At 61.8% G+C, this 13,962-nt stretch carries 13 protein-coding genes; 7 read left to right on the top strand and 6 right to left on the bottom strand.

Annotation, left to right across the window (positions count from 1 at the left end; all coding sequences use genetic code 11):
* A partial coding sequence (locus WCB02_RS20845; protein WP_423960993.1) for a hypothetical protein occupies nt 1–259 on the top strand: 259 nt, incomplete at its 5' end.
* 21 nt (nt 260–280) lie between these two features.
* Here the strand turns inward: WCB02_RS20845 and WCB02_RS20840 are convergent.
* A complete protein-coding gene (locus tag WCB02_RS20840; RefSeq protein ID WP_423960991.1) occupies nt 281–811 on the bottom strand; it encodes a DedA family protein in 531 nt (176 codons plus the stop codon).
* 451 nt (nt 812–1,262) lie between these two features.
* Between WCB02_RS20840 and parE the strand changes: the two genes are divergently transcribed.
* The 4 genes from parE (at nt 1,263) to WCB02_RS20820 (ending at nt 5,559) form a co-directional block, all read left to right on the top strand.
* Nucleotides 1,263–3,323, top strand: a complete 2,061-nt coding sequence (parE, locus tag WCB02_RS20835; RefSeq protein WP_423960990.1) for a DNA topoisomerase IV subunit B — start codon at nt 1,263–1,265, stop codon at nt 3,321–3,323.
* Nucleotides 3,324–3,563: 240 nt separating this feature from the next.
* Entirely contained in the window at nt 3,564–4,337 is a 774-nt protein-coding gene (locus WCB02_RS20830) for an outer membrane protein (RefSeq protein ID WP_423960989.1), read from the top strand.
* A 190-nt stretch (nt 4,338–4,527) separates the two neighbouring features.
* The gene (locus tag WCB02_RS20825) at nt 4,528–4,713 is read left to right on the top strand and encodes a hypothetical protein (RefSeq protein ID WP_423960987.1); all 186 of its coding nucleotides are present in this window, start codon (nt 4,528–4,530) and stop codon (nt 4,711–4,713) included.
* Nucleotides 4,714–4,761: 48 nt separating this feature from the next.
* Nucleotides 4,762–5,559, top strand: a complete 798-nt coding sequence (locus tag WCB02_RS20820; protein ID WP_423960985.1) for an SDR family NAD(P)-dependent oxidoreductase — start codon at nt 4,762–4,764, stop codon at nt 5,557–5,559.
* An 85-nt stretch (nt 5,560–5,644) separates the two neighbouring features.
* On the opposite strand, the gene WCB02_RS20815 is transcribed toward WCB02_RS20820, so the two are convergent.
* The 3 genes from WCB02_RS20815 to WCB02_RS20805 form a co-directional block, all read right to left on the bottom strand.
* Nucleotides 5,645–6,355, bottom strand: coding sequence for an outer membrane protein (locus tag WCB02_RS20815; protein WP_423960984.1), 711 nt, complete (start codon nt 6,353–6,355; stop codon nt 5,645–5,647).
* Between the two features lie 536 nt (nt 6,356–6,891).
* The gene (locus WCB02_RS20810; protein WP_423960982.1) at nt 6,892–7,158 is read right to left on the bottom strand and encodes an amidohydrolase family protein; all 267 of its coding nucleotides are present in this window, start codon (nt 7,156–7,158) and stop codon (nt 6,892–6,894) included.
* Between the two features lie 156 nt (nt 7,159–7,314).
* A complete protein-coding gene (locus tag WCB02_RS20805; RefSeq protein WP_423960980.1) occupies nt 7,315–9,471 on the bottom strand; it encodes a carboxypeptidase-like regulatory domain-containing protein in 2,157 nt (718 codons plus the stop codon).
* A gap of 250 nt (nt 9,472–9,721) precedes the next feature.
* On the opposite strand from WCB02_RS20805, the gene WCB02_RS20800 reads away from it, so the two are divergent.
* Nucleotides 9,722–10,453 (top strand): FadR/GntR family transcriptional regulator, encoded by a 732-nt coding sequence (locus WCB02_RS20800; RefSeq protein WP_423960978.1) that lies wholly within the window; start codon nt 9,722–9,724, stop codon nt 10,451–10,453.
* A 43-nt stretch (nt 10,454–10,496) separates the two neighbouring features.
* On the opposite strand, the gene WCB02_RS20795 is transcribed toward WCB02_RS20800, so the two are convergent.
* On the bottom strand, nt 10,497–12,002 hold the full coding sequence (locus WCB02_RS20795; protein ID WP_423960977.1) for a caspase family protein: 1,506 nt from the start codon (nt 12,000–12,002) through the stop codon (nt 10,497–10,499).
* 56 nt (nt 12,003–12,058) lie between these two features.
* Nucleotides 12,059–12,646, bottom strand: a complete 588-nt coding sequence (locus tag WCB02_RS20790; protein ID WP_423960974.1) for a TMEM175 family protein — start codon at nt 12,644–12,646, stop codon at nt 12,059–12,061.
* A 249-nt stretch (nt 12,647–12,895) separates the two neighbouring features.
* On the opposite strand from WCB02_RS20790, the gene WCB02_RS20785 reads away from it, so the two are divergent.
* Nucleotides 12,896–13,962 (top strand): DEAD/DEAH box helicase (locus tag WCB02_RS20785; RefSeq protein ID WP_423960972.1); only part of this gene is annotated, 1,067 nt, incomplete at its 3' end.

Genomic DNA, 13,962 nt, shown 5'->3' with positions numbered 1-13,962 from the left:
AAAGCCATTGCGCAGGGAATGTCGGAGTGTCTCCGCTGAACCTGTATGCTCGTGTGCGCTTTTGCTTTTGTTTTTATTGCACGCGAGACCGCGGGTGCAGCGTGCACCCGGCATTCCCTGCGCCCTCGATCTCGAGGCGCAAGACTACTGGCAAAGCTCGGGCGACCAGCGCCGCGAGACCGTGAAAGCGTATCTGATGTTTGAAATTCGAATAAATGAGCGTGCGTCCACCGAGGTTCGGGGAAGCAGGCCGATATGACGAGAACTTCAAGATCGCTCGCTAGACCGCCCGCCAGAGCCATTCCATGATCCGGGCGATGACGTCCCCGAACAGCAGCAGCGCGGCGGCCCAGACCATCGCCGAGGCGAAATTGGCGGCCTGAAATCGCACGTACGGCATCTCGAAGATTCCGGCGGCGAGCGGCACCGAGGCCCGCAACGGTCCGAAGAAGCGTCCGATGAAGATGCTCGGGACGCCCCAGCGTCTGACGAAGGCTTCTCCGCGCGGCAGGATTTCGGGATAGCGCGACAATGGCCACATCTGGGCGACGTGGTCCTTGTACTTGTAGCCGAACCAATAGGAAATCCAGTCGCCCAAGGCAGCGCCAATGCCGCCGGCGATCCAGATCGGCCAGAAGCTGATGCCACTGGCGCCGATCAGGGCCCCGATCGCGACCAGGGCTCCCCAGGCCGGGATCAACAGCGAAATGAAGGCAAGCGATTCACCAAATGCCAAGAGCAGCACGATCGGGGCTGCCCAGGCCCGATGCTCGCGCACGAAATCGGCCATGGCGTGCGCAAAATCTTCCATCCCAGCAGCTGCCCTTCGCGCACCGATTCAAGTGGATGTATGTTCTTGCCACTTCGTTGCCGAAGGGCAGGTAAGCCAGCCGCTTGCGTGACTTCAAGTCACAAAGCGCTACCAGATCGTGAGCGAAGGTTCCCCGCCTCCACCGCAGGGTGCGGCCGTTCGGCACGACCGCCGCAGCAAAGCACCACGGGCTCGCCAAAACCAAGGCTCGCTCCAACCGGGCTCGTTCCAACCGAGGATGCTCCCGTCCCTTACCGGGACGCCGGTCTCGGTTCGCTGGTGACGACGAGTTGCTGTCCCATTGTGCTCCGCAGGTCCCGTGCCTACAGAGATCCAGTTGTGCGCTGCGGGAAACCGCCCGCGCCCGTTCGCGTCATTTTTTGCGCCTAACCATGGCATAGTCGGAGCAACCGATTCGCGGCGCAGGGATGCGCGCAACCTATGAAGACCTATGGATAAGCCATTGAAATCATCAGCAAAACCAAAAACCAAGAGCAACGACCTGTTTGCTGCCGCCGAGCCGAAAGGTCGCCTTCCGGCGAAAGCTGCCGCCCGCGAGGCCGGCGCCGAGGCGGGTTATACCGCGGCCGACATCGAGGTTTTGGAAGGCCTCGAACCGGTCCGGCGGCGCCCGGGCATGTATATCGGCGGTACCGACGAAAAGGCGTTGCATCACCTGTTTGCGGAAGTCATCGACAATTCGATGGACGAAGCGCTGGCGGGGCATGCGAGCTTCATCGAGGTGGAGCTCGGCGCTGACGGGTTTCTCACCGTCACCGACAACGGCCGCGGCATTCCTGTCGATCCGCACCCGAAATTCCCGAAGAAATCAGCGCTCGAAGTCATCATGTGCACGCTGCACGCCGGCGGCAAGTTCGATTCCAAGGTCTACGAGACTTCGGGCGGCCTGCACGGCGTCGGCATCTCCGTCGTGAACGCGCTGTCGTCGCGGCTGGAAGTCGAAGTCGCCCGCGGGCAGCAGCTGTACCGGATGGCATTCGAGCGCGGCCATCCCAAGGGCAAACTCGAAGACCTGGGCAAGATCAACAACCGCCGCGGCACCAGGATCCGCTTCAGGCCGGATGCGGAGATTTTCGGCGCCAAGGCGACATTCAAGCCGCAGCGCCTGTTCAAGATGGCGCGCTCGAAGGCCTATCTGTTCGGCGGCGTCGAGATCCGCTGGCGTTGCGCCCCCGAACTGCTCAAGGGTATCGAGGACGTGCCCGCCGAGGACAGTTTCCACTTCCCGGGCGGCTTGAAGGACTATCTGGCGGCTGCGATCCAGGCCGATACGCTGGTGCATCCCGACATTTTCTCCGGCAAATCCGGGCGCAACGGCGCCCATGGCGCCTGCGAATGGGCGGTGGCCTGGTCGGTGGATGCCGATGGATTTCTCTCGTCCTACTGCAACACCATTCCGACCCAGGATGGCGGGACCCACGAATCGGGCATGCGCAGCGCGCTGTTGCGCGGCCTGAAAGACCATGCCGAACGCGCCGGCCAGGGCAAGCGCGCGGCGGGCATCACCTCCGAAGACGTCATGGCGGGCGCCGCGGTGATGCTCAGCGTGTTCGTCCGCGAGCCGGAATTCCAGGGCCAGACCAAGGACCGGCTGGCCACCGCCGAAGCGCAGCGCGTCGTCGAGCAGGCGATCAAGGACCCGTTCGACCACTGGCTGTCGGGCAATCCGCTGCAGGCCAACAAGCTGCTCGACTTCGTGGTCGAGCGGGCCGAGGAGCGCATTCGCCGCCGGCAGGAAAAGGAAATCTCGCGCAAGACTGCGGTCAAGAAGCTGCGTCTGCCGGGCAAGCTTGCCGACTGCACCAGTACCGCGGCCGAAGGCTCCGAACTGTTCATCGTCGAGGGCGATTCGGCCGGCGGCAGCGCCAAGCAGGCGCGCGACCGCAAGACCCAGGCCGTGCTGCCGTTGCGCGGCAAGATTCTCAACGTCGCCTCCGCCGGCAAGGACAAGCTGACGGCGAACGCGCAGCTCGCCGATCTGGTTCAGGCCATCGGTTGCGGCACCGGACCACAGTACCGCGAGGAGGATCTGCGCTACGCTCGCATCATCATCATGACCGATGCCGACGTCGACGGTGCCCATATCGCTTCACTGTTGATCACCTTCTTCTACCGGCAGACGCCGCGTCTGATCGACGAGGGCCACCTCTATCTCGCGGTGCCCCCGCTCTATCGCCTCACCCATGGCAGCAAGACGATCTACGCGCGCGACGACGCCGACAAGGACGCGCTCCTGAAAAGCGAGTTCAACGCCAACGCCAAGGTGGATGTCGGCCGGTTCAAAGGTCTCGGCGAGATGATGCCGGCGCAGCTCAAGGAAACCACGATGGACCCGGCCAAGCGAACCATGCTGCGCGTGGTGCTGTTGGCCGACGACCGCGACGGCACCGCCGATTCGGTCGAGCGCTTGATGGGTACAAAGGCCGAGGCCCGATTCGCCTTCATCTCCGAAAGGGCGGAATTTGCCAGCGACGAGCTGCTGGACGTTTAGGCAGGCACAATTTCGCGGGAATTCGGTTATCCAGGTTCCCGCGATGTCATCTTCCGATTATATTTCAATCAGTTAGTAACCATCTCCTGGGAATGTCCGCGGTCGTTTTCCATCGAGTGTGCCTGCCCGGCAACAGCATTCCGAGCGAAACTGGGTATATTCACGGCAGATGGGGCGTTGAGAGTCCGGTGCAGTACACGCCTTTCACCCGCGACCACGTAGCTTACTGAGGAATTGAAGATGAAAAAGGTTTTACTCGCCCTGACCGCGGTGGCTGCGTTCACCGGATCGGCCTTCGCGGCTGACCTGCCCGCCCGCACCTACACCAAGGCTCCGCCGCCGGTCATGACGCCGAGCTGGACCGGCTTCTACATCTTCGGTGGCGCTGGCGGCGGTATCTGGGATGCGGATTCGCACACTGTCGCGGGTGGTGTGGCGACGACGATCGATCAGCGGATGGGTGGCGATGGCTGGTTCGGAACCGTCGGCGCCGGCTACGATTGGCAGTTCAATAGCTCCTGGGTCGCTGGCGTGTTTGCCGACGGCCAGTTCGGCAGCCTTCGCGGCTCGATGAACGATAACTTCTTCGGTCGGACCGGCACGGAAAAGCTCAAGGACACCTGGGCTGCTGGTGTTCGCGCGGGTTATCTCGTGGCGCCGAACGTGCTGTCCTATGTCAACGCCGGTTACACCGGTTCGGAATGGTCGGGTGCGACGCTCACGTCGACGCTGGGTGGTCCGGCCGTTGCCACGACGCCGTCGTTCAATCGGAACGGCTGGTTCGTCGGCGGCGGCGTCGAGAACAACCTGAACATCTTCGGCATCTCCGCGCCGGGCTGGTTCATGAAGACCGAATATCGCGCGGCGTACTTCAACAGCATCACGCTGCCGGAAACCCTCGCCAGTGGCGCTCCGAGCGTCGACTCCGTGACCTTCAAGCCCTGGGTGCAGACCATCAGCACCTCGCTGGTCTATCGCTTTAACTGGACCGGTCCGGTGGTTGCCAAGTACTGAGACTGGCATCCCGTACTGATCACAGTTCAATCGGCGACAAGAAGCCCGGGCATCGTCCCGGGCTTTTTTGCGTCCGGCGCGAAGTTGGTTCGTGATCGGAAGCCTTGCTTCCGCTATTGCTCTCCACGGGTGAGACGGCACGCTGACAGACGTCAGCGATGGCGCGGCAATACCCGGGAGGACGGAGAGCATGCGCAAAACCCTTCTGGTCGTTGGCCTGCTGGGGCTCGCGATGGGTCTGTTGTGGATCGGCCAAGGCACCGGCATGATTGCCTGGCCGAAAACGAGCTTCATGATCAATCAGCTGCAGTGGGCCGGATACGGCGCCGTGCTGGGAGCGGTCGGGTTGATCCTGATCTGGCAGGCCACGTGCTGACTGGATTCGTGCTGATGGGCTCGCCAATGAGCAGTTGGAGATGAGACGATGACATCGCGGTTGTTTGATCTCGGCGGCAAGGTCGCGATTGTTACCGGGGGCAATGGTGGTATCGGGCTCGGCATGGCACGCGGGCTCGCCGACGCCGGCGCGGACATCGCGGTAATCGGGCGCAACCAAGCAAAATCAGACGCCGCCGCAGCCGACCTCGGGGCACGCGGCGTCCGGGCCATATCCGTCACGGCCGATGTCACCGACAAGGCGGCGGTGGCGGCGATGATCGACCGCGTGGCGCACGAACTCGGACGGATCGATATCCTCGTCAACAATGCCGGGATCAATATTCGCAAGCCGCCGCACAGCCTCGAGATCGAGGAATGGCACAGCGTCATCGACACCAATCTCACCAGCGCCTTCCTCTGCTCGAAAGCGGTCCATCCGGCCATGAAAGCGGCCGGCGGCGGCAAGATCATCAACATCGGATCGATGATGTCGATCTTTGGCGCCAGCTTTGCGCCCGCCTATGCCGCGAGCAAGGGCGGCATCGTGCAGTTCACCCGCTCCTGCGCCTGTGCCTGGGCCAACGACAACATTCAGGTCAATGCGATCCTGCCGGGCTGGATCGATACCGACCTGACCAGGCGCGCCCGCGAAGAGATCGACGGCCTGCACACGCGGGTTCTGGCGCGGACACCGGCGGCGCGATGGGGCGAGATCGACGATTTCGCCGGCATTGCGGTGTTTCTCGCATCAAAGGCGTCAGACTTCACAACGGGCACCGCCATTCCCGTCGATGGCGGGTTTTCCATCATGGGCCGACGCATCTGTCGATCAGCTTCGTCCTGACTGAAAAAGGCCCCGTCTGACGGCGGGGTCTTTGCTCATTTGGATTTTGGCTCATTTGGATCTTGGCTTATTTGGATTTTGAGAATCAGTACCGCGCACCGATCGGACCACCAAACTTGTAGCTGATACGTGCCGTGACCTGATCCGATCGTAGGCTGAGGTCCGTCGTGTCGGCGGTCACCGGTACGCCGGCGACGCCAAGGGGAACGCTGCGCGTGGTGCCGAAGTCGTCGTGGCGATATTCGACGCCGACGATCCAGTTCGGATTGAACGCCCAATCGACGCCGGCTCCGACATAGTAGCCAGATCGATCCTGCGAAAACTGTTCGGTGACGGCGCCGCTTGCGGCAAACGCGGTGTTGCTCACCCGGGTCCCGGCATATCCGCCCGTGACGTAGGGCATCCATTGTCCGGCCGCCCAACCGAGACGGGGGCCGACCGACCACAGCGCACCGCCCATCCGATTGCCGATCGTCAGGCCGGCGATGCAGCCAGCCACCGGCGTGCACGCCGAGCGTCCGAGATCCTGGTTGAACAGGCCGATGACATCGGCTTCGACGCCGAGAACGACCTGATTCCATTGATATTGGTAACCAACGAAGCCGCCACCGATTCCAGTGGAGGCCCGGTTGGTGTAACTGGCCGGCGGCGGAGCAACGAAGCTTCCGCTGGCCCGATCCCAGATGCCGCCGAGCTCGCCACCAACATAGAAGCCCGACCAGTCATAGGCGGCCTCCATCATCATCGGACGTGCCTTGACGGGTAGATCCGCCGCGATCGCACTGCCCAAGCTCATAAGCAAAATGCCAGACGCAACCGCCCACGAAAAACCCCGTATCATAACTCCCTCCGGACACCGATTAAACCATAAGAGCTATGAAACCTTCGATCTGGGCGAGAGGGTGGGCAAAGCGAGGCGACGCGCCGACAAAGCGGCTTTCTCGTCACGCTCGTGGCGGACCTGCAACAAGCTCCGAATCGCGCGAACTCGGCTTGACCGACGTCCCCGGACGTGGCCTCTGGGAACCGTTGCCGATCATCCGCGTGCCGACGCCCGATCGTCAAATGCGCAAAGCCGAAAGGCCCGCGGCCACGAAATGTGGCGCTTTCAACGCCTGATCGCGTCTTCGCCGCTTTTTCACCCAAGCCAGCCGGAAGGACATTGTGCGGGTCGACCTTGATCACAAGGTACACGATGTCATTCGACGAAATATTCGCCCAGCCATGTGGCGTATTCGGCGGAATAATGACGACATCTCTTCGAAATCTGTGTTGCCACGTCGCGAGTAAGCTGGCAATCGCCCTCGGCACTGACGCCAGCCGGTGCAGCGATCAAGAGAGTGCCCATCGCAACCCGAGGTCTGCAGACGACGCCGCTTGGCGATACCGTTGCTCCTCGAAACCTGCAAAGGGGCCCGTCGCGTAGACGATATGTCCGCCCACCATGGTCAGCACTGCTTTGGTCTTGCCGATTTCATCCGACGGAACAGTGAAGTAATCGCGATCGATAACCACCAGATCGGCCAATTTTCCTACCGCAATCTCCCCCCGATCCGCATCCTCGAATGGAAACCAGGCGCCTACCTTCGTATAAAGCATCAACGCCTCCATTCCCCGGGGTGACATTCTCGCCTATCCCATTGAAGCGCAGCCTCTCATCGCCGAATCCCATCGGCATCATGGCAAGCAGCCTCTCGTGGTCCTCCAGTTCGTGATCGCGACGAGGAGCGCAGCCGAAAAACCGGTGCGCCGCGCTCAATGCGCCAGTGGGTCGGGCCGCAGCTGCACCTTGAATACTTTCGGATAGGCCTCCTTGCCGCCCTCGCCATGGAAGTTCGCCCGCGTACCCGACGTTGTCCACAGACCACGCCCCTTCCAGCCCGCGGATGGGTCGTCGATCCGGCCGTCGACATTCTTGGTGAAGAAGCCAAGCGGATACGGCATGCGCATCGTGACGAACTCGCCGTTCACAAGTGCCAGCAACGACTCTCCGCCATTGGCGCAAGCGATTGGCACATTGGCACCCAGGCCGAGGACGTTGTAGCGGTCAACCCACACGTAGTAGGCGTGGTTTGCGCTGCCATTGGGATCCAATCCCTTGAATTGGGGACCAGGCATCCGGTAGACGTGCCAACCTTCCGGACATTGCTTGCCTTCTGCCGTCGTGGGACCGTTCAGCGGTCCTTTGCACAGCTTGCGGTCGAAGCTCGCAAGATGACCGCTCGACAGCACCGTCCAGACCACACCGTCGAGGCCGATATCAATACCCCGCGGACCGAACGTGCCTTCCGGCGGCTGATAGATCTCCGCCAACGCCGTGTTCGCCGGATCTGGCCCGGGCATCACGCGCACGATGTAGCCGGGCTGATCGATGCGCGAGAAGCCTGGTCCCATCGCCTGACCCCAGATCGCATCGTCCACCGGGCTAGGCATGATGCCGTAGAACGAGGCGGCGACCCGCTTATCCATCAGCGGATCGAGCGGATCCTTGGCGCCGACATAGGCGTCCCGCTTGCCGTTGCCGTTGGTATCGATCACCAGGGCGGTCCAGCCCTGCGAGGCCACGCCGTCGTGGGTCTCACGGAACTGCTTGACGTTGAGCCAACCGACGATGCCGCCGCCAAGACCCGGACCGCCCGCGCTCATCCAGAGCGTATCGCCGGCATCATGCCCGAAATAAAGATGGTGGGTCGAGAAGCAGGTGTTGATCAGGTCCCATTTGCCGGTCGCAGGATCGAAATGGGATAACTGACGCAGCGAACTCGCCTGCGGATCGGCCTTGGCGGAAGGAAGGTTCGATCCTTGCTTGCAGTAGTCCGGATTCTGCGGCGGCCGCAGGCGCGCGGTGAACCACAGCTTTCCCTCTTCATCCATCATCACGTTGTGGATGCTGGTGTGCCCGTCCCAGATCGCGTCATCGCCCCAATAGGCTGAGGTGCCACGTGGCGCGTCCGCCGATCCCTCCATTTTGGGATCGAGGTAAGGCTCCTTGATGGTGGAGGCGACATTCTTCGTCGGATCAAGCGTCGGGATCAGATCGGTGCTCTCCTCCGGGGAGCCGTAAATCAGCCCGTTTGCGTTCAGGCGAGGGTTGCGCTTGTCGGTCGAGATAGCATCGTGCTGGTAGTGTGTGGGCGAAGCCCAGTCCCACATGGTGAAGACGACATTGCGTTCGACGCCCTTGGGTCGCTCCGGCTTGTCGAAGGGTAATTCGCCTCCGGCGATCCGGTCGGTCCACTTCGAAAACAGCTCGTAAACCTTGTCCGGTCCCATGCTGCCCAACGCCGTCGCCATATACTCCATGGCTTGTCCGGCCTGCGTCCGCATCGCCCAGGCGGTCTTTGAGTCATGCCCTTCCATGAAGAACTTCGGCACCTCGCGAACACCGCGCGAGCCCAAAGCATGGCAGGATTGACACATGTTCTTGACCGTATCCACCCACTGTGCCTGGGACTTCATCGTCTCCGGTATCTTGTTTCCCTTTTCACCGGTCCCAGGGAATTCGCTCGGAGCCGGGATGTCGAGCATCGAATACCAATACATGCCGGGGTAGAGCTGCGCCGCCGCGGCTGCCGAAGCGGCAGGCTGCACATTGAAGTCGACGAGTTTTCCGGGGCGGGCATCAAGCTGCGCGCTGTCGGTCAAACCATAACCGCGGACCCATACCTTGTAGCTGGCGTCCGGCAGGTCCGGAATGACGAACCGCCCCTGATCATCGGTTACAACCACCTTGGCATATTTGGTCGGCAGGTCTTTTGTTTCGGCGACGATCCAAACACCGGCCTCTGGTCCCTTGGGACCGTTAACCTGGCCGCCTATGTCATGTGCGCCGATGTCCACGCCCGCGCCTAGAGCAACACTGGCGCTCAACAGCACCGTCGCTCCAAACCATCCAGCGATGATCCGTCTCAAGTCGTCCCCCCCGATATGCTCAGGTTCGAATGTCGAAGCGACATTCGCCCGCAATTTTGGTTGACCAATAGAGCTAGAGTGATCCGAATTGGCTATCCATTAGCCAATCTGTTGTCAATGCGTCCCCTCACAGACCAGCCTTGGCCCGTCGGGAGAGGCTGACGCTGACTTGTCATCGATCCCCATGGGATGAGACCCTGCCCCAAGACCTGGCCTCCTTGCATTGACAGGGAATCGAAATCGATATTGGTTGCCCAATGATCTGGCTGGCCTGGGCCTTGCCACGCTCGAACCCGAAGACAGGACGATGAGTGCCGCCGCAGACATTGATCGGTTTCGACAGTGGTTGGCCAAAACGAAGCTTCCGCAGGATGGCCGCCTTCCCCCCGAACGCTCGCTCGCGGGGCGGCTGGGCCTCAGTCGATCGCAGTTACGCAAGATTCTCGCCAAGCTGGAGGCGGAGGGACGCGTTTGGCGCCACGTGGGCCGGGGCACCTTTATCAACAAGCAAAGCGTTCCGCCGGCAAAGCCGGACATCGGCGGCATAGCCGAGAAAACAAATCCGCCTCAAGCAATGCAGGCGCGCATGATCATCGAACCCGAAGTCGCCCGGCTCGCAGCCCTTCACGCCACGTCATTTCAGATCAACGAGATGAGGGAGCTCGCGCGGAAGATGCGGCAAGCGAAGACATGGGCGGAATACGAGGATATCGACTGGCGCTTCCACAATCTGCTGGCTGAATCAAGTGGGAATACGTTGCTGCAAGAGATCCAATATCTGCTGAACGGCGTGCGGCGAGCGGTTGTTTGGGGGCATCTCAACAAGGCGCCCATCGGCCCTCCCGAAAACTACCATTCCTTCGCGGAACACGACGACCTTATCGACAATATCGCCGCGCGAAACAGATCCGGCGCGGCGGCGGCAATGCAGCGCCATCTGGGCAGCACATCCGCAGCCTTGATGGAAGACGACGAGCCCTAGAGCGCGAAAAGCCATTGCAACGGAATGGCAGGACGGGCGGACCTCAGTGTCGGAAGCTCTTGATCTCCGAGACGCTGCCGTCGCGATAGGTCAACTCGACCGACACGAACTGAGTTGACGGCGCCAGTTTCAGGTAGGGCGTCGCGTTCTCCGGGATCGCGTTCGGATCCCTGAGATCGCAGGGCGGCATTTTCAACACCTTGTCCGGCACCGTGGTGTCGATGCCGATGCGGACTTCGCGGATCGCGCAGCGATACGACATCAGTTGCGTGTAGTAGACCAGGAGCCCGTTGAACTCGCGGAATGCCAGCCAGCTCGTCGCGGTCATGTCGAGAATCTTGCGCTGGTCGTGGATCAGGGCGGCCTCCGGATCGAACTTGATCGGGAAAGGTCCCTGCATTTCGCCGGATGCGTCGATATAGCGGAGTTCGATCGTGCCGGCCTGTGCGTCGGCCGGAAGCTCGATCGACTGGTTGGGCATGCGCTTGCGGGTGCGCGGATCCAGTGCGTCCATGAAGCCGGTCTCGCGGAAATCGCCGCTGTCGCCGATCCGCCATGAGATGCCGAGCGTCGGATCGGCGATCGAGAAATACACGGTCCAGCCGCCACTGTGACGCGAGAACATCGCAATCGGCGCATTGACGGAATCGTTCGGCGGCAGGCGCGGCACCGACACCGGCGGCAACGCCGCGACCTTCTGCGGCACAGGCTGAGCCGGCTTGCTCGCTTCGGCCTGTCCCTTCGGCATGCCGTTCAAGAACACATCGTCGACCATCTGGTCGAAATAGACCGGGAACTGCTTGTGATTGACGGTGTCGGCCAATTCGCTCACCAGCTTCCTGGTTCGCTGCGCGACCTGAACCAGATTCTCGCCGGGCTGCAGCAACTCCTTGGAAAAGGTCCGCGTGAACACGGAATTGGGATTGGTATCGTCATTCGACAGGCGGTCGAGCGCGGTCTGCCGGGGTCCCGCCGAAAACACCGAGAACACGCCTTCGGGCAATTGCGTCATCGGCGCCAGCCCACCGCCGCCGGCGAGCGCACGAGTGCCCGAGCGCTCGAACGGATTGTTGCGGCAGGCATCGAAGACCAGGATTGCGGTGCGCGCCTGCTTGTTCTGCAATCTTTCGACGACGTGGTCGGCCAGCACCGAGGCGTCGCGCAGCAGTTCTTCCTGGCCTTCGGTGACCGCCGGCACATCGGTCGGCAGCAGGAAGTTCTGACCCGCGATCTCGAAGCCATGGCCGGCATAGAAGAAGAAGGCGGTGTCGCCCGGGTCCAGCGCGTTGTCGAAGGCCAGGAGCGCCTGACTGAATTGTTCGCGGTTGAGGTTCTCGCCGACCATCACCTTGAAGCCGAGCTGTTTCAGCGTCTCGCCCATGGTGCGGGCGTCGTTGACGGCCTTTTGCAGCTTCGGCACGTTCTTGTAGTCGTTGTTGCCGATGACGAGCGCGACCCGCTTTTCAGCATGGGCCGGAGCCGCCAGCCCAATCAAACAGGCGGCGAGAGCGCAGGCCAGCACCACCTCGAACAACAACCAGTTTCGCATTCCGTTTTCCCGCCTTGAACGGCCCTCTCCGTAGTCTGCAGCCCCGCGCCGCCGGTTCACCGCGGCAGCAGGCGAGGATCGAACCACACTCTGACCATTGGTGCGGCCAAGTTGAGGGCAAGCGTCCACAGCGCCAGCCGCGGACTTACAAAACTGACGGCAATCGCCAGCAGCGAGGATACGATCAGCAGAACGGCCGAGAACTGCCGAAAGCGCAAATGGTCGCCCTGCTCCAGATGCGGCGTGATGGCGACCAGCCGCATGCCGACCAGCGCAATCAAGAGGGTGTGCCCGGCGTAGAGCCAGATCGCGGGCGCGAAATGCGCAAAACGGCCGACCACGATGGTCGAGAACGGCACGCAGGTGATCAGCAGGAGATAGAGCAGCCACCAATTGACGTATTCACGGTTGACGTACTCGGCTCGCATGCGGAGCTCGAGATTGGCCAACCAACGCAGGCCCAGCACCGAGAAGCTCAATGCATAGGGCAGGAATTTCGGCCACAGGCCGGCCAGGCCTTCCAATAGTTCGCTGCCGTCGCGGGGATGGAAATCGTCCGGCAGACGAACATCGAGCACCAGCAATGTCATGGCGACAGCGAAGATGCCGTCGCTCAGAGTATCGAGACGAGCCTTGGAAAACATGACAGTTTGGTATCCTGTGATGCAAAAACATTAAGCTTTTTCGGCTCTTCCCGCGCATGTTCCATTGACTTTGGCCATTTCGCCCCTATCTTGCGGCCAGAGCGGCCTAGGATCGAAACGCGATTCCCTAGATGTGCCGCTGGTCAGCGTAAGTCAGAGCCCCCAGCTTTTCAAAGCGCGCCGTTTCGGGGCTGAACGCGACAGCCTTAATTACCTTCGATTCCGAACGGCGGGTCGACCAGAGGCTCAATGTCCTTTTCCCATCTCGGACTATCCGACAAGGTGCTCGCGGCTGTTGCCGCCACCGGCTATACGACCCCTACCCCCATTCAAGAACAGGCAATTCCCCACGTTCTGGCCCGCCGCGACGTGCTCGGCATCGCCCAGACCGGCACCGGCAAGACCGCCGCTTTCGTGCTGCCGATGCTCACCTTGCTTGAAAAGGGTCGGGCCCGCGCGCGAATGCCCCGCACTCTCATCCTGGAGCCGACCCGCGAGCTCGCCGCCCAGGTGAAGGAAAGCTTCGACCGCTATGGTGTCGGCCAGAAACTCAATGTCGCGCTCCTGATCGGAGGCGTTTCCTTTGGCGACCAGGACACCAAATTGACGCGCGGCGTCGACGTGCTGATCGCGACACCGGGCCGGTTGCTCGACCATACCGAGCGGGGCGGCCTGCTGCTCACCGGCGTCGAGCTGCTGGTGATCGACGAAGCCGACCGCATGTTGGATATGGGTTTCATTCCCGACATCGAGCGCGTCTGCAAGCTCGTTCCTTTCACGCGGCAGACGCTGTTCTTCACCGCGACGATGCCGACGGAAATCCGCCGCATCACCGAAGCGTTCCTGCACAACCCTCAGAAAATCGAAGTCTCCAGGCCCGCGACTGCCGCGGTCACCGTGACTCAATCGCAGGTTCCCTCCGGCCGGGAGGCGCACGAAAAGCGCGAAGTGCTGCGCCGCCTGTTGCGCGACGCCAAGGATCTCAAGAACGCGATCATCTTCTGCAACCGCAAGCGCGAAGTGGCAGTGCTCCACAAATCGCTGCAGAAACATGGTTTCAGCGTCGGCGCCTTGCATGGCGATATGGATCAGCCCGCGCGCATGGCGGCGCTCGATCAATTCCGCAAAGGCGAACTGCCGTTGTTGGTCGCCTCCGACGTGGCGGCCCGCGGCCTCGATATTCCCGAAGTCAGTCACGTCTTCAATTTCGACGTGCCGCATCATCCCGACGACTATGTTCACCGGATTGGCCGCACCGGTCGCGCCGGCCGCGCCGGTACCGCGATTTCCCTCGTCACCTCGCTCGACCACAAATC

Origin of the sequence: Bradyrhizobium sp., assembly GCF_049581145.1 — a bacterium.
GTDB lineage: Bacteria > Pseudomonadota > Alphaproteobacteria > Rhizobiales > Xanthobacteraceae > Bradyrhizobium.
The sequence above is the reverse complement of the archived record's forward strand: the minus strand, read 5'-3'. Positions and strand labels throughout refer to the sequence as shown.